We start from the raw sequence: 19,674 nt of genomic DNA, 5'->3' as shown, positions 1-19,674 counted from the left end.
CAGCTTCCTGACGCTTCTTGCACCGGAGGAATTATGTCGTTTGAAAATCCCACTACCCACAAAGGTTTTATTATCAGCGCCACGGCCAGCCAGCGCCGCGATGGGCGCTGGGTCGGCTCGTACGTCAGCCAGAACCAGGCATGCGGTGCGTATGCGGACACCTGCGATTACGACGATTGCAGCAACGAAAAAGAGGCGCAGCAACTGGCCCTGTCGATAGGCTGGCGTCTGGCCGATGGGCTGCCGGCACGCTGAAACGGCCTTAGCGCTTGCCCCGCAGGGCCAGCAGCAGGCCAGCGAGCGGGAGCAGCAGGGCGGCGCCCAGCCGTACGGAGGTCAGGGAAGCGGTCTCCACGCCCAGTACATGTGGCAAGGCCAGCAGCAACAGGGGCGCGGGCACGGCAATCGCGAAGAAAAACAGGTACCACGAATAGCCATTTTTCTTGGCCAGCAAAGCGATCAGCGCGCAGCCGACCAGGAAGACCAGCGGTAAATTCACAAATTCCATGGTGTTGAGTTTTCATCCGGGAAAGCGCGTCATTATACGCGTCCTCAAGGTGCCCGGATCGGCTTGCCAGCGTCAATTGCCGACGAAATCCGGCGGCTGCGGCGCCTCTTTTCCTGCGAGCGGCGCATCGGCCGGCAGCAGTGCCTTGATGGCGCCGTTATAGATGAGTTCCTGGGCATACGCCGATGCCTCGATCAAGGCCGCATGCACGGACTTGAAACTGCTTGGCGTTTCAATCAGCACGGGCTTGGCGTACACCTGCTGCGTATCGCCACGCTTGCTAATCAAAATCATGCCCCGGTAACGCCCATCCTTCTCCAGCGCCCCCGCAACATGAAATTCATAGCCCCTGATCTGGTGTTTTTGTTCCTGATCCATGTCTCCCGCCTCCAGACCTGATTGTCCCGGCTTTGGGCTCTCAATTCGATTGGAACAGCTGAGTGTTTGATCTAAGTCAATACGTTCACTGCATAGCTTAACGACCGTATCGACGTTTGCCGCAAGCGTCATCATCCAGCGCGAATGGCGCGGATCTGCTGGGCTGTTTCCTCGATCTCCCGATACGCTTCCTGGATATAGCCATTGATCGGATGCCCATCCATCCACTCGAAATAGGCGCGCTCGTCGTGTTTGATGGCAAAAGGAACGTGGTGGTCGCGTATCGATTCGGCCGTTTCGCGCACCAGCGAGGCAAAAAGCAGCTCAAGAGTTTCCATGATGGTCACCTTGCTAGACAGGAATGCAGAACATTGAATGTAGCACAAAGCGGGGCGCCGGCTGCGCCGCTTGCCGTCAGGCGTCGCGGAGGATGTCGAGCGCACACTCGGGATAGGCTTGCTCGAACAGGAACTGTTCTTTTTCGTACACGCAAAAGACAGCCGTACGGTTTTCTTCGTCCGTGAAGTAATCGCCATCGACGCACAGTACCGTCATTGCCGGACCGCCACATTTGACGCGTACGGTATCGCCTTCCTTGAATTGCTTAGTCGATTGCATCATCGCTGCTTTCAGGGTGCAGGAGCCAAGTTGATTCCCGTCATCATACGCCAGCAACGGTGCGCGGCGCGCCCGCCTGGCAGGCCGTCCGCGGCTATCGAGAAGGAAGGCGGGGCCGGCGTGCCGGGGCTCAGGCTGCCGGATGGCCGATATGCTCGTACAGGATCACGCAGCCGATGACGATCAGCACCAGGCCGCCCACCAGTTCGGCGCGCCGGCCCGCTACCGTGCCCAGCACGCGGCCCAGCATCACGCCCAGCGTCACCATGACGAAGGTGGAAAAACCGATGGCGGCGGCCGTCACGACGATGTTGGCACCCAGCAAGGCCAAGCCCGCACCCACCACCATGGCGTCGATGCTGGTGGCCAGGCCGGTGACGGCCAGCACCCAGAACGAGTGCGACTGGGCTGGCGCTTCTTCCTCATCGCTATCGCTGAGGGCATTGCGTATCATCAGCAAGCCGATGATACCCAGCAGGCTGAAGGCGATCCAGTGGTCCCATGCTTCCACGTACGGCGCGGCCACGCTGCCCAGGGCCCAGCCGATGATGGGCGTGATGGCTTCGATGACGCCAAAGATCAGGCCCGTGCGCAGCGCCTCGCGCCATTGCGGCTTGTGCAGGGCGGCGCCCTTGCCCACGGCCGCCGCGAAGGCATCGGTGGACATGGCAAGCGAGAGGGCGGCGGTGGCGGCGAAATTCATCGTTGGCTTTCAGTAAAACTGGCTGGGATGTGTATAGCTGTAAACCCGGCGATTTTACCCTACGTACAACACGACCATGGAGGCGGCCAGGCAATACGCGCCAAAGAAATGCCAGCGGCCCTGTTCCAGCCAGCGCGACAGCCAGCGCAAGGCCAGCAAGCCTGCCAGGAACGACAGCAGCATGCCCAGCAGGCTGGGGCCGAGCAGGTGCAGCAGGCTGTTGCCGTGTTGCAGATGATCGAGGCTGCCATTTGCCACGGCCTGGTAGAAGCGCCAGCCTTCCTTGGCCAGCACGGCCGGCGTCAGCACGACGGCCAGGGCAAAGCTGAATTCCTCGGCGCGGCGCTGCGGCACGCCCATGGCGATGCCGGCGGAAATGGTGGCGCCCGAGCGGGAAAAGCCCCGGAAAGGCAGGCACAGGCCCTGCACGGCGCCGATCGCCATCGCCTTGCCGATGGACAAGGTGCCATGCTGGCGCGCTTGCTGGCGCGACGACACAATGATCAGCACGCCGGCGGCGGCCAGCGCGGCGGCCATCAGCTTCGCGTTGCCGAACAGGTGCTCGATTTCAAAACCGGGCGCATCCTTGCTCATGACGTGTGTAATGCCTTTCAGCAAGCCAAATCCGACGATGCCCGTCAGGGCCGTGGCGGCCGCCAGCAGCAGGACATTGCGGCGGAAGGCGGTGGCGGAGCTGAAGTACGTGGCGCGCCAGGATTGCCAGAAATACACGATGACGGCGAACATGGTGCCCGTATGCAGCATCACCAGCAGCATGGTCAGCTCCGGCGACGTCGGGTCCAGCCCCATCCATTTTTCCGCCATGATGACGTGGGCGGAGCTGGAGACGGGCAGCAGCTCGGCGAAGCCCTGGACGATGGAAAGGATTAATAATTGCAAGAAGCTCATGGGTATCTGACTCAGGCGGGAAAAGCAGGGCCGCCGATTTTACCCGCCAGATGTGGCGGGCACGTCCCGCGCCAGATTACAGTTTGTCCATGTTGGCGCAGGCGAGCGCGACGCCCAGCGCCATCAGGACCGCGCCGATCAGCCGGTCGATTGTCCGCTGGTGGCTGACCATGCGCATGCGAAAGCGCGCTTGCGAGAAAAAGACGGCCACCAGCGCGAACCATGCCAGGTGGATGCCGGACATGCACAGCCCGTAGCCGAACTGGACTGTCAATGACGTGCCGGGCTGCACCACCTGGGTATAGGTGCTGATGACAAACAGGGTCGTTTTCGGGTTCAGGGCATTGGTCAGAAAGCCGTTGAGCAAGATTTGACGCCGTGGCACGCTGGCGCCGCCATGCAGGTCGATGACGAGTCCGGCGCGGTTGGCCCAGGTTTTCCAGCCGATCACGGCCAGGTAGAGGGCGCCAGCCAGCTTGATCGCCGTAAATAGCGCAGGCGAACCGGCGATGAGCAGCGCTACGCCAAACATCGTATAGAACACGTGCACTTGCACGCCCAGCGCGATGCCAAGCGCGGCCAGCAGGCCGGCACGGCGGCCATGCAGATAGCTGTTGCGTGTGACCATCGCGAAATCGGGGCCGGGGACGATGGATGCGAGCAGGGTAATCAGGGCAACGGCAAGCAATGCAATCATGTGTCTTCCTTGGACAGTGGTGGCGCCCGCACGGCCATCGGTGACTATTTCTCGCCTGTGCGGCAAGGGAGCGGCGCGCATGCGGGCTGCCGGAAGACAAATTATCCCTATAATGGCCTTCCATGAAAAACGATGATATCTTGCGGATATGTGTGAGAAAAAGTGACAGATCATGACTAGGCAGGCGGCGCTCGGCACCTTGCGGTTCTTCGAGGCTGCGGCGAGGCTGGGCAGTTTCGTCCAGGCGGCCGCGGAGCTGCACGTCACGCACGGGGCCGTCAGCCGGCAAATCCGCCTGCTGGAAACGTCGCTGGGCACGCCCCTGTTCGAACGCCGCAACCGCGGCGTGTTCCTCCTGCCTGCGGGCGCGCAGCTGCGCGATGCCGTCCAGCAAGCATTCGAGCGGCTCGACGCTGCCCTCGAAGCCGTGCGCCAGCCGGTGCGCCAGGGGCCGCTGGTGGTGTCGTGCGAGCCGACGATCGCGATGAAGTGGCTGATACCGCGCCTCGGCGACTTTTACCAGCGGCATCCCGAGGTGCCGCTGCACCTGTTCGCCTCGGGCGGGCCGGTGGCGTTCCAGCGCGACGCGGTGGACGTGGCGCTGCGCCGCAACGATTTTCTGTGGGATGCGGGCTTGCATGCGGAAAAGGTGTGCGATGAATGGATTGCGCCCGTGTGCGCGCCGGCCCTGCTGGGGCAAGGCCGGCGGGACCTGTCCGCGCAGCGCCTGCTGCACACGGCGTCGCGCCCGGCTGCCTGGGCCCACTGGCGCGCCGCCGCCAAGGACGCCGACGCTGACGGCGGCGGCCAGGGCGATAGCCAGACTTACGAGCACTTCTATCTGAGCCTGCAAGCGGCTTGCGCCGGCCTCGGCGTGGCCATCGGCTCTGTCTTCATGGCGCGCGAAGACCTCGACAGCGGACGCCTGGTCGCGCCCTTCGGGTTCCGGCGCGACGGCAGCGCATATTTCCTGCTGTCGCCGCTGCCATTCGATGGCGATGCGCGCCGCACCACCTTGCTGCGCTGGCTGCGCGAGCAGATGGGGCAGGCGCTGCCGGCGCCGTAGCCGTCCCCCTTATTGCGGCGGCGTGGCCGGCTTGAAGACGCTGCGAAATGCTTTCAGGGCTGCCGGGTGATAGATCGTGCCATGTGTTTCTTCCGGCATCTTTTCCAGGTGCCATTGCAAGCCGGGCGGCGCCTGTTTTTGCAGCACGTCGACCAGGCGCTGCACTTCGATGGCGATGCCCGCTTCGCTGCTGGACGCCAGGTACAGGCTGTGCTTGCCTGGCGCGCCTTTCGCCAGCAGGGCTGCCGCCTGGCGCGGCAGGGCGCCATGATTCCACCACAGGCTGGGGTCGAAGGCCAGGTAATGGTCGAACAGCTGCGGTTCCAGCAGATACGTTTCCACCACGAACAGGCCCCCCAGCGATTCGCCGACGATGGCCGTTTCGCCCGTCGTGCGGTAGCGGCGCTTGATTTCCGGCATCAGCTCATCGCGGATGAAGGTCCGGTAGGCGGACGCGCCGCCCACCACGGGGGCGATCTTGCGGTCTTCCGCATTCCCGGTCGGGCCCGTCAAATCGCGCCGGCGCTGCGTGTTTTGCATGCCGACCAGCATGAAGGGGCGCATGGTGCCATTCGCTACTGACACTTGCAGCAAGCCGGCCACGTGCAAAAAGTCTTCGGCCACGCCGCCGTCCGGCATGTACAGCACGGGCAGCGGTGCGTCGGGCGGCGTATCCCAGGCGCGCGCCATGTACACATTGATGTGGCGTTTTTCCTGCAGCGCCGTCGAATCGATGCTGAAACTTTCGCCGATGACGAGCGGCGCGGCCGCGCTGGAGGTAGCGGTAGCGGCGGGCGCGGCAGTGGCGAGGTGGAAGGGGCTGGACAGCAGCAGGGCGGCGGTGAGGTGTAGTGCAAGGCAAGAGCGGCGCATGTTTTCCTGTAATAAGTAAGTTTGGATCGATGGCATGTACTCGTATAGACATGCCATCAAGCAATTCTATCTTATCTTTGGTGCAGCATTACTTGATCGTCAATAGCTTGCGCTCGCGCACGATTCCCGCCTTGTCGATCGTGTAGGCAACCAGCAGGGCGCCATCCTCGGCGCAGGCGTGGCAGGTGATCAGCGGCGTGGAAAACAGCACGCTCTGGCCGCCATCGCTGGTGGCCGTGCTGCCGACGAAGTCGGCGGGCGCAAACGGCACAGAGTCTGGATGGGCGGCGGCAAACGCGCGCCAGGCCGGCGTGGCGCGGTCTTCCTCGCGCATGGAGTTCTCGTCGACATCGATGGCCGCGCCATCGCTGCCGATCAGCAAGGTGCCTTCATTCGTGTTGGCGCGAAACGGATAGGTGACGGTGGCCAGGGCCGCCTTGCCCAGCGGACGCCAGGCGGAAATGAAGCCGGCATTGTTCGCTTTCACCAGCATCCTGGCGGCGGCGATGGCTTGCGGGCGGGCACCGGAGCGCTGCATGGTGCGCAGCAGGCACACGTCGGGCGCGGTGGTCGATTGTTCGCTGCGGCAAGCCGACAGCGAGCGTTCCTGCCACACGGCGCGCGCGTCGATGGGGCCTGTCGGCTGAGGTTGGGCTTGGGCCGCCTGCATGGCGGCCAAGCCTGAGAAAGCAAGAATAGCGCAGTTCAATACGTGGCGGGAAAATCGTGTGGGCATGGGCGTCTTTCAATAGCGGAAACAAGAGAGCTTCCCATTATAGAAGGGCGCCGGCATGCCAGCGCGCACGGGATGGCAGTGCTGGCGGCCGGCTTGCGCCTCGATTAACGCTTTTTTGCCGCCGCCTGGCGCAAGGCCTTCGCTTCCAGCTTGTTGGGGATGTGCGGGCGCGTGGCCAGCTCCGTCTTGACGGCGGCGATGGCGGCGCCAAACAGCTGTTCGGCTTGCTCGACGCTGGCGCCAGCATAATCCTGCTGGTTGGATTGCGCGGCACGCAGCCGGCGCAGCAGCGCCAGCAATTGCTTGCCGTGCAGGGCGGGTAGATCCAGCGCCAGCACTTGCGCGCCCAGCGTGACCTCCACATGCTCAGGGGCGAGCAGGTGCAGCAATGCCCGGCCTGCGGGCTGGGCGACTGGTGTCAGTTTGGGCTTATCCATCGGCAGTTTATCAATCCGTGAAGGATTACAAGTATTCCCAGATTTCATCGAAGGTTTCGCGCGCGAAATCGTTGCGCCAGGCTTCCGAGTTCTTTTCGCGGCTGACGGCAAATACGGCGCGCCACGCCTGTTTCGACGAGCTGGTGTAGGTCGCAGCGATCTTTTGCAGGCCAGCCTTGCATTGCTCGACCTTGCAGCCGCTCTTCGCCAGTTGCTGGGCGGCAGGTGCCCATGCCAGCGGTACCTTGACGACCTGGCATTCGAAGCTGACGGCCGCCGTCTGTATGCCGTTTTCCACCGTCACCGGGTCCGCCTTGGTGGCCTGGCAGGCGGCGCCCTTCTTGGCGGCGATGACATTGGCGGCCAGCAGTTCGGCTGCCGGGGTCACGGCCGCGCGCATGGTTGCGGGGAACAGGTCGGCGATCAGCTTGCCCGTTTCCGTTGGAAACTTGGCGTCCGCTTCCTTCATGTCGCTGTACGACGCGTATTCGGCGCTCTGGTGGCCGGCCAGGCGCGTGGGGCGCAGGTAGGCGTTGAGCTTGGCGACGCTGGCTTCATCCTGGTTGATGATGGTCTTGATGTACAGGTTGGCCGCATCGAGCGGGGCCAGTTCCACGGCGTCGGCGGCGATGGCGGGCTGGGCCAGCGCCATGGTGGCGGCAAAGGCGGTCGCGAGCACGGCGATGCGCGATGTTTGTTGTGTTTGGTGCATGTATTTTCTCCACGATTCAATGTCAGGCGCCAAAAGATGCCTTGTGGCAATTTCGGCGCCCGCATTATATATGGTGAAAGTCATAACGTTGCGCACGCAACGTTGTCCACCTCAGGCGGCCGTCTTGCTGGCCGCTTCAAGCAAGGCCAGCAGCAGCTCCTTGCGCCGGCCTTGCGCCTTGCGCGCCAGGGCCGCCAGTTTTTCCAGCTTGCCCCAGACGGGATACAGCATGTGTTCCACCAGATAGCCTTCCAGCCCTTGCAGTTGCTGGCAGAACAGCTCCAGTTTCTCCACATCCTCCAGTTCCGCCTGGATTTTCACCTTTGCGTTATCCGTGCACGCGCGCAGGCACGCCGCCAGCACGGGAACGGACTCCGTCGTCACGCCATGCTGTTCGGCGAAGGCCGTCGTGAACTGATCCTGCACGGACTGGTGCTCCTCGTCGACATTGGCCATGTAGTGCTGCACCAGGGGGAAATAGCGAGAGTCGAGCAAGCCCAGCCCAAACACGGCATAGCTGCCGGGCATGCAATTCTTTTCGCCTTCCGTGTCGGCATAGAATTCGAATTGCTCGATGGCTGCGCGCGCATACGCTTCCAGCTGCGGCTGCAGGGCGGGCCAGGCGAGGGTATTGGCAAAGAAGCGGTGCGTATCGGATTTCGCCAGTCCCTTGACCGGCAGGTAGGCCTTGACCTTGGATTTGAGCTTGATCTGGTAGCTTTTCGGAAAACCGTTTTGCAGCAAATGCGTGATGAAGGCCAGCGCCTGCCCATACGCGCCTTCTTCTTCCCGGGCGATGGTGATGTTGATCGTGGCAAACACATCGTTGGCGCGGCATTCCAGCAGCGCATTTTTTACGTGGATATCGCCGTCGGGGAAGGTGCCGCTGCCTTCCTTGAGCATGCGCACGGCCCGTTCGCTGCCCAGTTCGCGCGCGCTTTCCAGGAATTCGAGGCCCCTGGATTTGGCGTAGCTCGGTTCGTGGCGCAATATCATCACGGCGCCATACAGCAGCAGGTCGATCGCTTGCCGCGCCTGCGCATCGGGCGCCGCGCCCGGCTTCAGGGTGTATTCCGTGCTGCGGTAGGCTGATTGCTGCACATCATAGAACTGCGGCAGGAACTGCTTTTCCGCCCAGGCCGACACGGCCTGGATGATATCGCTGCGATGTTCTGCCAGCGCTTGCGGGCGTGATTTGTTGAGCTGCTCGATGCGCTCGAATTGTGCGAGGGTCCAGGCGATATCGGGCTGTGGAAACAGGCGCGGATCGAGCAGGTGGCGCGCCAGGAAGAAAGTTTCCAGCTTTTTCGTCGGCCGGCTGCCGCGCTCGAGTTTTTGCGTGACGTAGCCGTGTATGTGCTCGAGCAAGACTAGGCGCTTGCCTGCGTTGACGTAGTCGAGCAGGTCCAGGTGCAGCATGCCTTGTGCCGTCTGGAATTTGCCGCGAAAGCTGAAGCGGTAGTCGATCAGGGCCGTGTCGGCCAGTGTTTCCAGCTTCGCTTGCACCATGGCAACCAGCTGGGGCGCGATGCTGTCGCGCACGACGGCTTCATCGAGGCCCGATCGTGTCCTCGGTGCGAACTCATCGGCATTAGTCAGCTGGAAATCGTCGGCCGTGGTGCGTCCGGGTTTGTAGTCGAGCAATAATTCACTGAAGATGCCCATCTGCAAGGTGGTCCGATTCACGGCACTTTCCAGGTCGGTGCGCTTCAGGCGCTCGACAAACCACGCCTCTACGGTCGCCATCATTTCCGTCGTTGCCTGTTCTTCTACAAGTGTGCTCATTGACTTCCTTGTGCGTGACATTAGTGCTTGTTGCCGTCACGATCATGTTTAATATAAAGCACTATTTTAGGTGGTCAGGCCTGCCCGGAACAAGGGGCGCACGGCTATCAGGAGGGGGCGCTGAGAAAACGTTCGTCAATTTCGTCGGACTGCGGTCCCACGGTGATCGTGGTGTGCCAGCCGGAAGGCTTTTCGTTGCCATCAAATAAGGCAATGCGTGTGTGGACAAACAGCACAGAATAGACGCCGGATTTCATGTCGCGGTTCAAGTCCCAGTGCATCAGTTCGATCGCCTCGCCCATGCGGGGCAGATGGGCGCCCGGCGGCAGCAGGATGTTCTGATTGATGAATTCCCTGCTCGGGCCCGGTTCTTTGTGGCGCGGATCAATGTAGCGGAACGAGACGCTGGTAACGATGTTGTGCATACATGGCTCCTGCCTGGTGAGGTATCCGATGACAATAGCACATGGGGGTGCCGGACGCGTCCCGCGTGCAAGGATATGCGGGCAGGCACCTGTGTTCGGTAACAGACGGTGGCTTGCGTGTGCTACCGGTAGTCTTGCTTGCTTGTCCCTCATTCCAGATAGCAGGAAACGTCATGATGCATTTATTCCTAGTGGAAAATCGCGCCGAGCTTGAGCGCCGTTGCCGTGAAAAGGTCGCCATGAGGTCCATGCGCTTGCCGTCCGAGCATCAGTTGCAACACGGCGTACCCATCTTTCTGGATCAGCTGATCCGTACCTTGAAGGCGGAAGATGCAGGCAAGATGGCGCTAAGCCTGGCCATTTCCGGCCCCGCTGATGGCAGTGCGCATGGCACATCGGAACTGGCCGACAGTGCCACCACGCACGGCGGGCAATTGCTGGCGCTCGGTTATTCCATCAGCCAGGTAGTGCACGGTTATGGCGACCTGTGCCAGGCTGTCAGCGATCTCGCCGTGGTCATGGACGAGCAGTTCGCCGTCGAGGAATTCAGGACGCTGAACCGTTGCCTCGACAACGGCATCGCCGAAGCCGTGTCGGAATTTACCCAGCGGCGCGACGTGCTGATTGCCAATGAACAGGCATTGGCACTGAGTCAGCGCATCGGCTACTTTGCCCATGAACTGCGCAATCAACTGGGAACGGCCAGCCTGGCTGTCTCTGCGCTCAAGCAGGGTGGCATGGGTGTGACGGGCGCGACCGGGGCCGTACTCGAGCGCAGCCTCGTGGGTTTGCGTACCCTGATCGACCGCTCCCTGGCGGAGGTGCGGGTGGAGGCGGGCCTGACCTTGCAGCGTTCGGTTTTTTCCTTGAATAACTTCATCACAGAAGTGAGCTATTCGGCAAGCCTGGAAGCGGACTTGCTGCGCTGCACCCTGGTCGTGGAAGAGGTCGCTCCCTTGCTGCAGCTCCATGCGGACCAGGATTTGCTGCTCTCCGCCGTGGGAAACCTGCTGCAGAATGCCTTCAAGTTTGGCGCGCCAAATGGCACCGTGGTGCTGCGCGCGTATGCGAATGGCGAACGGATCAGGATCGAGGTGGAAGACAACGGCGCCGGCCTGCCGCCGGAGGCCGCGGATGACATGTTTTTGCCATTTACGCAAGCCGGCGCCAACAAGACTGGCCTGGGACTGGGCCTGTCGATTGCCCGGCGCAGCGTGGAGGCGAATGGCGGCAACTTGAGCGTGGAGAGCGTGGTTGGCCATGGCTGCGTCTTCATCATCGACTTGCCACGGCATGTCGATTCTGCCGCCACGTTCGCCGCATGAACGGGCGCCCCCTGCCAGCGCATTCGGCCCACCGCAGGGAGAACTGCCATGCCCTATGAAATCCTGCGCGACAGCATCGCGATCGAGCAGGCGGGTGATGCCATCCGTTTCCATTTGACCGTTTTCGGGGCGGAAAAGACGTGCCGTATCACCATCACGGCATTGCACAGCCTGGACCAGGGGCAGGGTGGCGACTTGCTGGCCATCTTCGACACCCACCGCCTGCGCATCGGCCAGCGTGCCTTCGCCTACCTGAGCCGCGATCTGCTGGTCAGCGGCGTGGTCTTGCGCGCCCTTGATTTTTAGTTACTATTTCCTGTGCTGACGCCAGTGCCAAGGCCGGATATGGTATTTCTGCACAGATCATCAAGTAAATGCAGGTATGGCTGGACGGAAATGTTACATCTGGGTATTCTGCGCATCTGATACTTATTTCTATACGGAAAAAGGTAAGAGGGCGGTTCGTGCCGGCGGCAACGCGGCGCGCGCTGCCACGCAAGGTCAGACATGCAAAGGTGAAGTCGTCCGCTTGCTGAGCGAAACTGTCGTGTTTCGGCTCGCGGCGGACAGGGAACAGTGCTGTCATCTTTAAAATAGTAGGAGAGGTTGCTCATGGATGCAGAAAAGGATGTTGTGTACGGTACAGAAGATTTGTTGATGAGTTTGTGCAACTCGGTGGTTCGGGTGCTCAACGTTGCAACACAAAGCAAGGTCAATTATTCGGGCATGGTGCAGCGCATCACCAAGACGGGCCTGAAGCCGGACATCGGCTGCTTCGTGATGTTCGATGGCGGTTTCACTGGCCTGGTCGTGCTCAATTTTGCCGCCGATACGGCGATGGAAATCTACGAGCGCTACATGTTGCACATGGGTATGCCGAAGTCGGAGCTGGCCAGTTTCTACACGTCGGACGAAGTGTCGAACATCATGGGCGAGCTGATGAACCAGATCGTGGGCGACTTCACGGGCAAGGTGCGGCGCGAACTGCAAACGAATATCACCCAGAGCCAGCCGAAGATGCTGGTGCTGAACAAGCAGGTGATGCTCAGCGTCGACACGCCGCTGGACCGTCCGGAAATGCGCCGCGTCACTTTCTATACGGAAAAGAACAATATTTTCTACCTGGAACTGGCGATCGACCGTACCGAGTTCATCAAGTTGCATGATTTCGATTCGCGCGAAGTCGACGCCGACTCGCTGATGGATGGCGAATTCGCGAACCGCGAACGGGACGCCGCCCCGGCGCCTGCAGCGGAGCCGGAAGACGACGACAACGCCGACCTGCTCAAGTCCCTGGGCATGTAAGCAACGGTCGTTGATCGTGGCTGGCGGCAGGTTTGCCGCCGGCCACTGTCGCATGCGGCCTACAAGGCCTTGCTCATGAATACCCGGCTCGTGCCTTCCGGGCTGCAGGCGATGTCGCCGAAGCGGCGCCAGCCGCGGCGCTCGTAAAACTCGGGTGCCTGGAAACTGATGGTGTACAGCACCGCCGAAGCGCAGCCGCGCCGACGTCCTTCCTCTTCGAATTGCGCCAGTATCTGGCTGCCCAGACCCAGCCCGCGCAAGGCGGCGGGCAAATAGAACAGATCGAGAAACAGCAGGCCCAGCGAGGTCCGGCCCATGGCGCCGCCCAGCACCCGCTGGCTGTCGCGGTCGCGCACGATCACGCTCAACGCCTGCCTGTCACTATAGCCGGTGATGGCATCGTTGTAGGCATTCAAGCCGTCGAGGATGGTTTGCTCGACCTCCGCATCGATCGTGGCGCTGATGCAGATAGTGTAGGGTAAGTCCTTGTGCGGGTGTGCAGGCATGCTCGAAAGGGGGGATAGTCAATAACTGTATGAATATACAGTATTTCACCTGTTCGCACCTATTTTATTGCGGCAACGTCAATGTTTCCATCCTGCGCTTGCCGACCATGCCCCTTTGCTGGCTGTCATCGAGCGACCAATATTCGAGCGCATACACATAACTGCCATCGGCGATGGTCAGCGATTCCTTCTGGCGCCCGTTGGGCGCCTTGTAATACAGCCGCCGCGCGGGCTTGCCATCCACGGTCTGCTGGAACGATTGCGGCGAAATGCTGACGCGCTTGCCCGTCTTGCCCGCCATCGACATCGCCGTGATCGCCACGTAAGCCCTGTCCGGGCAGCGAGCCAGCAGGTGTGCACCACTCAGGACGGTGGGCTGCGTTTGATCGAGCGGGAAGCCGAACGGCTGTACGCCGATGATGTCCAGGCAATCCATCTGCTGTGCCAGGCCGTTCAGAATGGCCGGGTCGAGTGCGCTGGTATACTGTTTTTCAGCGGCCTGCGCCTGGCCCAGTGCCAGGCGGCGCTCCAGCTCGGCCAGAGAAATGTCGCTGGGAACGGGCAGCAGGGCCGGGGCGCCAGGATCGGCAGCGTTGGACGTTTCCGCCTGCATGCGCGCGGCGACGGAGTGGCTGCGCTCGGCGCCAGCAATCCCATCCGTGGCATGGGCGGATGGCGCGGCGCAGGCCATGGTCAGCGCCAAGGCGGTGTGTTTCAGCATGAAGTTTCCTGCAATCTGATGTAAATGACCCGCATTGTGTCTCAGATTGCTGGCGCATGCGCGCGCTTTGCTAATGTGCGGCCATCGCCGAGGCAATCTCGATCGAGCTTAGTTTCCAGCCCCACACGCCATGGCGCAGCAGGACCAGCGCGCCTTCCTGCGCATTGCCACCCTTGGCGCGCACGACGAAAGTGTTCACGCCGGCATAGCCCGCCGTATAGTCGGCCTTCTTCCGTGCACCATCGGCGGGCGCATCCGGATTCGCATTCACCTCTGCTTGCGGGCTGACGGCGCTCTTGTTGACCAGCGCGACCACGCCGGCGGGCGAGACCATGGTGTCGACCATCTTGCCCAGCATGGCGCTGGCGATCGACTGTCCCAGGGCGGCCAGAGGGTTGCCGCTGCCAGCTGTCGCCTCGATGCTGCGGGCCATGCTGGCTTCCAGCTGCGTCTTGACGCTGGCGCGCAGGGCGGGGAAGTCCACGTGTGCGGCCAGCGCTTCGGCATTGCGCTCGGCCAGCGCAGTCTTAATTTGGTGCAAGGTGTAGTACGGCGAAGCGTAGACGGTGGCGGCGATGGCAATGATGGCCGCAGCGGCGGCAATGGTAGTTTTTTTCAAGTGATGCCTGTGAGTCCGGTAGGGTTGGGATGCGCCCGCACAATCCCAATGTCTGGTGGCGGGCGAGCACGCAGCCTAACTGCTAACGACGGACAAGGCAATCATGATGCATGGATAATTTTCCATAGCATTGCCCTAGTTTATCGATTGCATGGTTTCTGTATTCAGGTCCTTCTCTAACGAAACGGCGCTTTTGCCTGATTGGTTCGCCAGATCCAGGACCGCCAGGAAGAGGCTGGCGCGGCTTTGATACCGCTGAACATCGGAGATCGCTTCGCTAATAGGATAGACACTCGTGGACTTGTTCATTTTTGAAATAATGACGGTCTTATCCGAAGATCTGCTTGCCTCCATGGAGTTGATAATGGCCCGCATGGTTTGTTGCGCGAAGAAATTCTTGTCTACGGTTGCCCGCGATCCTTTTAACAGGGTTGATGCCGCACCCAAGTTGGTCTTGGTCATCAGGCCACCGGTGAGCGTGGTCGCTGTGGATAACAGAAGTTCAGTGATGTCCGCAATCGTATCGGTACGCACCCGTCCAGCCAGCAATTCGTTCTTGAATTGCATGTAATTATGGTCGGCGATGGCCATGAAGTCGCGAACTATCCCGTTTCGTATGCGCATTCGGTCTTTTTCCGATGTCTGGTAAACCTTCCCATCGATCGTTTTTACTATTGATTTTTTTTCCTCGATGAGCAAGATTTGCGATGACTTATCTGCTTCAAATTTTCTCAACGTTGATGCAATCTCGGATAGTTTTGTTTTTCTTTCATCAATTTTATCTTGCAGCGCAGCTATCGCGACGTCAGACGGCGGTGTTTTTTTGTTGAGTGCCGAAAATTCCTTCTCCAGGGCTTTCAGACGATTTTCTTCGATAGCCTTATATGTCAAGTGCCGCGAAATATCGGCCTCAATACTGTGCAAGCCATTTGTCAATGAATGAATGTCGACAAGGGCAAGTGATTTGATTCCAACGTCAGCCTTCCTGGCTTCCTCATCTAGATCCTTGCCTTCGAGGCTATCGTAGTTTATGAGTTGCTGATGGAAGTTCGAGCTGGTTAGCTTATCGTTGGGTTTATATTTTTCTGACAGGGAATTCATGTAGCTCGCACTGAAATCAATTTGAGTTGCCTGATCTTGTGGAGTACGTATCATGCCTGCGCAGCCAGCCAGGGAGAGCAACATTGGAAGCGTCAAGAACATATGAAATTTCATATTTCCTCCCAAAAAGTTGAATCAAATATAGAGAATTTACTTCATCGTGTAGGATGATTCCTACTAATTGTAGTTGGTTGAATATCAATAATTCTAATCAATTGTCACTGATTTGTTGTAATTCTGAGTAGGGTTTATGCGGCGGCTGGGCGCCCTGGCAGTCGACGTCTTGCGGAGGCGATGGTTGCATCAATGCCGGCGGACGGCTTGTTGATTTCAAATGGGCAATAATTCAACTGCATTGTTTGATTTGGCCAACTGGCCGCGACGCTATGTCCCTGCGCAAAAAAGTGCCCTGCTTGTCGCTGGCCTGCTCCACGGTCATGGCGCAAGCGCCGCGTGGATGCCGGGGCAGGACACGTTCGGCGGATATCGCTCGCTGGACTGGATCAATCGGGCCCGCAGCAAAAAGATAATGCTGATCGTGCAAGCGACGGCAAGCAGGCCTGGAATGATTGCCGCGCCGACGCAACGACCCAGGCGCAAACGAACGACGTCGCTTTTCTGTCCGCCCTCATCGATCGTGCGATTGCTGAAAGCAAGCTGCTCGGTGAAATGAACGATGACGTTGATACGCCGGCAGCCGCGTGGCAGTTTTTTGAGTCCAGGATGCGCAAGCATCCGGGTGGTAACGATTGAACGCATGCCTGGATCGTGGAGATGCCGGGCATGAGCCGCGGCATGCGCAGCAGTGCCGCGCTGCAGCTGAGGGCCGATGGCGATATTGTCACAGATCCGACGTTGCGTTTCCCTCTGGAATGACCAGTACGAAATCGTAGCCCTGAATCATGCCTTGGACACTGCTGTCTCCATTCGCCAGAGTTTTCGCCGATCCCAGCAAGGGGCGCACGTCGAACAATGACCATTCCTTATGCTCTTTCGCCGCGGCAAAGAAGGGCAATACGCCAGCCATGGAAGACTTGCTATCGACTTTTTCAATTTCTGTGGAGGCCGACGCGCGCCCAATGCCCGCAAATTGCGCCTGCTGGCCTTTGAGCGCCAGCACCAGCACATGCAGCGATTTTTGTCCGCGGCCTTCCGCATATTCCGCCAAATAATTGCCGATCTCCCGGCTACCGGCACCAAGCGGGTTATAGCCTCGGAAGACATGCACTGCACCGGCTTTCAGCAACATGCGCTGTGCAGGCGCATGCGTCAAATGGCTGGCCACATACTGCTTCATCAGCCTGGCACGTTGTGTATTCGACCCATATCCTTGTCCCGGAGTCATGTTTTTAGTATAAATGCTGCGGCTTTCAATCAATGAATTTAGCATCGCCAAGGCGGGCATTTCCTCAGGTGCCGTGAGCAGCTTCTGCAGCGCGAATAATTCTTCCTCTTGGATTTTTACCATGAAGAGCTCTCTCGGGTCTCCGCTCTCCGACGCTCGGCGATAGTTGTCGCTTTCACGCTTGCGGAAGGCCTCGATTTTTGCTTTCGCCAAAGGATTAAGCGGTTGCTCAGCCATTTGGTCGAGCAAATATTTCGAAGCGCCCATGAGCTCCTGATCCATTCCCACCAATTGGAACGATGGTCCGGCAGCTTTGGCGATACGGGCCAGGAATTGCGCCTCAGCTTGCCACTTGTAAAAAGCAGTGGCGACCGGATATGCCTGATTAAATGCGGCTATGCCAGCGACGCCAGTATTGGACTTCAACGCTTTTTCCAAGGCACCGGCAACCGCCGGCCCATTTTCGACAATCAGCGTCGTAAATCCTTGATCTGCCAATGCTTCAAAATACGCCGCCGAAAAATTCGCAATTTCTGTAATCCCATGGTCCTCACCGATGAGTACGAATTGGCTTTCCAGGCCCGCATTTATTAATGGTGCCGCGCCGGAACCAAGCATCTTTCCATGGTCGATCGCAATAGTCGTGCGAAGGGCAGCCAGGCGGTCCGGCAAAGAGAGCGGCTTATCCGCCGACAATACAGGCATGGCCAAACTGGCCAGCATGGTAAAAATAATCGTGGAACGAAGTTTTCGCATTATTTTTCTCAAAAGGGTGTTCTGGGCGGCGATTTCAGATTGGCGGCAAGGAGAAACTCGGCAATGCTACGGTAAATCAGGGGACGCGACAACTATCCTGATATAACAGGGAGTGAATGCAGGGAGTGAATGATTTTTTGTCGGCGGTCATTTGGCGAGAGGCTGCCGCCATCAAGGCGGCAGCGTGGCCGTAATAAAGCGTAACAAGCGGGCCAGGTTCGAGCCAGAACGGCGTAAACCGGCTGACAGCCCGCTGGCCAGCTGCCGGAAACCCGAGGATCTGAGCGGTGAAAGGGGCCGGCTCAGGCAGCCCACCAAGATAGTGGTTCATGGTGGTTGCTGTATAATGGGAGAAAAGTACCTAACTACCTGTTTTCACTGGATAAAGACCTCACTAATGCTTTCAACCGCAAATATTACGATGCAGTTTGGCGCCAAGCCATTGTTTGAGAATATCTCCGTCAAGTTCGGCGACGGCAACCGCTATGGTTTGATCGGCGCGAACGGCTGCGGCAAGTCGACGTTCATGAAGATCCTGGGCGGCGACCTGGATCCGTCGGGCGGCAACGTCATGCTCGATACCAACGAACGCCTGGGCAAGCTGCGCCAGGACCAGTTTGCCTTTGAAGACATGCGCGTCCTCGACGTCGTCATGATGGGCCACACGGAAATGTGGGCTGCCATCCAGCAGCGCGACGCGATCTACGCGAACCCGGAAGCGACCGACGACGACTACATGCAGGCCGCCGACCTGGAAGGCAAAGTCTCCGAATACGACGGCTACACGGCCGAATCGCGCGCCGGCGAACTGCTGCTGGGCGCCGGTGTCGCCATCGACCTGCATCAGGGCCCGATGAGCAATGTGTCGCCAGGCTGGAAGCTGCGCGTGCTGCTGGCGCAGGCGCTGTTCTCGAACCCGGACATCCTGCTGCTCGACGAGCCGACGAATAACCTGGACATCAACACGATTCGCTGGCTGGAAGACGTGCTCAACGAGCGCAATTCCACCATGATCATCATTTCCCATGATCGCCACTTCCTGAACCAGGTGTGCACCCACGTGGCCGACATGGACTACGGCACCCTGAAGATTTATCCAGGCAACTACGACGAATACATGTTCGCTTCGACCCAGGCGCGCAACCAGCAGTTGGCCAATAACGCGAAAGCGAAAGACAAGGTTGCCGAGCTGCAGGAATTCGTGCGCCGCTTCGCGGCGAACAAGTCGAAGGCCCGCCAGGCCACGTCGCGCGCCAAGCAGATCGAAAAGATCAAGGTCGACGACATCAAGCCATCGTCGCGCGCCTATCCGTTCGTGCGTTTCGACGGCGAAAAGAAATTGCACCGCCTGGCCGTGGAAGTCGAGAATATCTCGAAAGGTTTCGACCGCCAGCTGTTCAAGAATTTCAGCATCATGGTCGAGGCGGGCGAGCGCATCGCCATCATCGGCGCCAACGGTGCCGGCAAGACCACCATGCTGCGTTGCATCGCTGGCGACATCGCCGGCCTGCAGCCTGACCAGGGCCGCGTGAAGTGGGCGGAAAACGCCAACGTCGGCTACATGCCGCAGGATCCGACGGAAGATTTCGCCAAAGACACGAACCTGACCGACTGGATCGGCCAGTGGACGAAAGAGGGCGACGACGACCAGGCCGTGCGTTCCATCCTGGGCCGCTTGCTGTTCGGCGGCGACGATGTGAAAAAGGCTGTCAAGGTACTGTCCGGTGGTGAAAAAGGCCGCATGATGTACGGCAAGCTGATGCTGGGCCGCCACAACGTGCTGATGCTCGATGAGCCGACCAACCACATGGACATGGAATCGATCGAATCGCTGAACATCGCGCTGGAAAAATACGCGGGTACCCTGATCTTCGTGTCGCATGACCGCGAATTCGTCTCTTCGCTGGCCAACCGCATCATCGAGATCAAGGAAGATGAAGTGGTCGATTACCGCGGCAACTATGAGGATTACCTCAAGAGCCAAGGTATTGATTAATTGCTGGAGTAACGTTGCGTCGGATTACGCGCTGTGCGCTAATCCGACCTACGCCAGATGCAAACGGTTGGCACAGGCCGGTAGGTCGGATTAGCGGGGCCGCCGAGGCGTAGCGTAATCCGACATTACAATGCCAGCTGCATCGCCAACCGC

25 protein-coding genes are annotated in these 19,674 nt (G+C 59.8%); 6 read left to right on the top strand and 19 right to left on the bottom strand.

Annotated features, from left to right (window positions below; genetic code table 11):
• Nucleotides 1-33: 33 nt before the first annotated feature.
• Nucleotides 34-255 carry a hypothetical protein gene (locus U0004_RS16635; protein WP_070259404.1) on the top strand — a complete coding sequence of 74 codons (222 nt, stop codon included), beginning with the start codon at nucleotides 34-36 and terminating at the stop codon, nucleotides 253-255.
• A gap of 7 nt (nucleotides 256-262) precedes the next feature.
• Here U0004_RS16635 and U0004_RS16630 read toward each other — a convergent pair whose 3' ends face one another.
• From U0004_RS16630 to U0004_RS16600, 7 genes are all read right to left on the bottom strand, one after another.
• Entirely contained in the window at nucleotides 263-508 is a 246-nt protein-coding gene (locus U0004_RS16630) for a hypothetical protein (RefSeq protein ID WP_070259405.1), read from the bottom strand.
• Between the two features lie 72 nt (nucleotides 509-580).
• Nucleotides 581-1,021 carry a hypothetical protein gene (locus U0004_RS16625; RefSeq protein ID WP_139144263.1) on the bottom strand — a complete coding sequence of 147 codons (441 nt, stop codon included), beginning with the start codon at nucleotides 1,019-1,021 and terminating at the stop codon, nucleotides 581-583.
• Nucleotides 1,018-1,224, bottom strand: a complete 207-nt coding sequence (locus tag U0004_RS16620; RefSeq protein WP_070259409.1) for a hypothetical protein — start codon at nucleotides 1,222-1,224, stop codon at nucleotides 1,018-1,020. Before U0004_RS16620 ends, U0004_RS16625 begins: the two co-directional genes overlap by 4 nt.
• Before the next feature lie 76 nt (nucleotides 1,225-1,300).
• Entirely contained in the window at nucleotides 1,301-1,507 is a 207-nt protein-coding gene (locus tag U0004_RS16615; protein WP_070259411.1) for a DUF2158 domain-containing protein, read from the bottom strand.
• Between the two features lie 127 nt (nucleotides 1,508-1,634).
• Nucleotides 1,635-2,207, bottom strand: coding sequence for a manganese efflux pump MntP (gene mntP, locus U0004_RS16610; protein WP_034785905.1), 573 nt, complete (start codon nucleotides 2,205-2,207; stop codon nucleotides 1,635-1,637).
• Nucleotides 2,208-2,261: 54 nt separating this feature from the next.
• A complete protein-coding gene (locus U0004_RS16605) occupies nucleotides 2,262-3,116 on the bottom strand; it encodes an undecaprenyl-diphosphate phosphatase (protein WP_070259418.1) in 855 nt (284 codons plus the stop codon).
• A gap of 76 nt (nucleotides 3,117-3,192) precedes the next feature.
• Nucleotides 3,193-3,813, bottom strand: coding sequence for a LysE family translocator (locus U0004_RS16600; protein ID WP_070259420.1), 621 nt, complete (start codon nucleotides 3,811-3,813; stop codon nucleotides 3,193-3,195).
• A 172-nt stretch (nucleotides 3,814-3,985) separates the two neighbouring features.
• Between U0004_RS16600 and U0004_RS16595 the strand changes: the two genes are divergently transcribed.
• A complete protein-coding gene (locus tag U0004_RS16595; protein ID WP_070259422.1) occupies nucleotides 3,986-4,879 on the top strand; it encodes a LysR substrate-binding domain-containing protein in 894 nt (297 codons plus the stop codon).
• A 9-nt stretch (nucleotides 4,880-4,888) separates the two neighbouring features.
• Here the strand turns inward: U0004_RS16595 and U0004_RS16590 are convergent, their stop codons facing one another.
• The 6 genes from U0004_RS16590 to U0004_RS16565 form a co-directional block, all read right to left on the bottom strand.
• Nucleotides 4,889-5,752 carry an alpha/beta hydrolase gene (locus tag U0004_RS16590; RefSeq protein WP_081345852.1) on the bottom strand — a complete coding sequence of 288 codons (864 nt, stop codon included), beginning with the start codon at nucleotides 5,750-5,752 and terminating at the stop codon, nucleotides 4,889-4,891.
• An 88-nt stretch (nucleotides 5,753-5,840) separates the two neighbouring features.
• A complete protein-coding gene (locus U0004_RS16585) occupies nucleotides 5,841-6,422 on the bottom strand; it encodes a hypothetical protein (RefSeq protein ID WP_139144264.1) in 582 nt (193 codons plus the stop codon).
• Between the two features lie 170 nt (nucleotides 6,423-6,592).
• The gene (locus tag U0004_RS16580) at nucleotides 6,593-6,925 is read right to left on the bottom strand and encodes a hypothetical protein (RefSeq protein WP_070259426.1); all 333 of its coding nucleotides are present in this window, start codon (nucleotides 6,923-6,925) and stop codon (nucleotides 6,593-6,595) included.
• Between the two features lie 25 nt (nucleotides 6,926-6,950).
• Nucleotides 6,951-7,637 carry a hypothetical protein gene (locus U0004_RS16575; protein ID WP_070259428.1) on the bottom strand — a complete coding sequence of 229 codons (687 nt, stop codon included), beginning with the start codon at nucleotides 7,635-7,637 and terminating at the stop codon, nucleotides 6,951-6,953.
• 111 nt (nucleotides 7,638-7,748) lie between these two features.
• The gene (locus U0004_RS16570; RefSeq protein ID WP_070259434.1) at nucleotides 7,749-9,422 is read right to left on the bottom strand and encodes a DUF6138 family protein; all 1,674 of its coding nucleotides are present in this window, start codon (nucleotides 9,420-9,422) and stop codon (nucleotides 7,749-7,751) included.
• Between the two features lie 107 nt (nucleotides 9,423-9,529).
• Complete coding sequence (locus U0004_RS16565) at nucleotides 9,530-9,847, bottom strand: hypothetical protein (protein ID WP_070259436.1); 318 nt, start codon at nucleotides 9,845-9,847, stop codon at nucleotides 9,530-9,532.
• 173 nt (nucleotides 9,848-10,020) lie between these two features.
• On the opposite strand from U0004_RS16565, the gene U0004_RS16560 reads away from it, so the two are divergent.
• From U0004_RS16560 to U0004_RS16550, 3 genes are all read left to right on the top strand, one after another.
• Nucleotides 10,021-11,172 carry a sensor histidine kinase gene (locus U0004_RS16560; RefSeq protein WP_174718101.1) on the top strand — a complete coding sequence of 384 codons (1,152 nt, stop codon included), beginning with the start codon at nucleotides 10,021-10,023 and terminating at the stop codon, nucleotides 11,170-11,172.
• A 48-nt stretch (nucleotides 11,173-11,220) separates the two neighbouring features.
• Entirely contained in the window at nucleotides 11,221-11,478 is a 258-nt protein-coding gene (locus U0004_RS16555) for a DUF1488 family protein (protein WP_070259439.1), read from the top strand.
• 306 nt (nucleotides 11,479-11,784) lie between these two features.
• Complete coding sequence (locus tag U0004_RS16550; RefSeq protein ID WP_034784631.1) at nucleotides 11,785-12,477, top strand: DUF3334 family protein; 693 nt, start codon at nucleotides 11,785-11,787, stop codon at nucleotides 12,475-12,477.
• Between the two features lie 59 nt (nucleotides 12,478-12,536).
• Here U0004_RS16550 and U0004_RS16545 read toward each other — a convergent pair whose 3' ends face one another.
• The 6 genes from U0004_RS16545 to U0004_RS16520 form a co-directional block, all read right to left on the bottom strand.
• Nucleotides 12,537-12,983 (bottom strand): GNAT family N-acetyltransferase, encoded by a 447-nt coding sequence (locus tag U0004_RS16545; protein ID WP_070259441.1) that lies wholly within the window; start codon nucleotides 12,981-12,983, stop codon nucleotides 12,537-12,539.
• 64 nt (nucleotides 12,984-13,047) lie between these two features.
• On the bottom strand, nucleotides 13,048-13,704 hold the full coding sequence (locus tag U0004_RS16540; protein WP_070259443.1) for a hypothetical protein: 657 nt from the start codon (nucleotides 13,702-13,704) through the stop codon (nucleotides 13,048-13,050).
• A gap of 70 nt (nucleotides 13,705-13,774) precedes the next feature.
• The gene (locus U0004_RS16535) at nucleotides 13,775-14,323 is read right to left on the bottom strand and encodes a DUF2939 domain-containing protein (RefSeq protein ID WP_070259445.1); all 549 of its coding nucleotides are present in this window, start codon (nucleotides 14,321-14,323) and stop codon (nucleotides 13,775-13,777) included.
• Between the two features lie 135 nt (nucleotides 14,324-14,458).
• A complete protein-coding gene (locus U0004_RS16530; RefSeq protein WP_139144265.1) occupies nucleotides 14,459-15,538 on the bottom strand; it encodes a hypothetical protein in 1,080 nt (359 codons plus the stop codon).
• A gap of 321 nt (nucleotides 15,539-15,859) precedes the next feature.
• On the bottom strand, nucleotides 15,860-16,183 hold the full coding sequence (locus tag U0004_RS16525) for a hypothetical protein (protein ID WP_139144266.1): 324 nt from the start codon (nucleotides 16,181-16,183) through the stop codon (nucleotides 15,860-15,862).
• Between the two features lie 82 nt (nucleotides 16,184-16,265).
• On the bottom strand, nucleotides 16,266-17,525 hold the full coding sequence (locus U0004_RS16520) for an erythromycin esterase family protein (RefSeq protein ID WP_139144267.1): 1,260 nt from the start codon (nucleotides 17,523-17,525) through the stop codon (nucleotides 16,266-16,268).
• A gap of 397 nt (nucleotides 17,526-17,922) precedes the next feature.
• Here U0004_RS16520 and U0004_RS16515 point away from each other — a divergent pair, with 397 nt between their 5' ends.
• On the top strand, nucleotides 17,923-19,521 hold the full coding sequence (locus tag U0004_RS16515) for an ABC-F family ATPase (protein ID WP_034784627.1): 1,599 nt from the start codon (nucleotides 17,923-17,925) through the stop codon (nucleotides 19,519-19,521).
• Nucleotides 19,522-19,674 lie beyond the last annotated feature (153 nt).

Origin of the sequence: Janthinobacterium lividum, assembly GCF_034424625.1 — a bacterium.
GTDB classification, from domain to species: Bacteria; Pseudomonadota; Gammaproteobacteria; order Burkholderiales; family Burkholderiaceae_D; genus Janthinobacterium; species Janthinobacterium lividum.
Note: the sequence above shows the minus strand (reverse complement) of the source record. Positions and strands in the feature narration are given on the sequence as shown.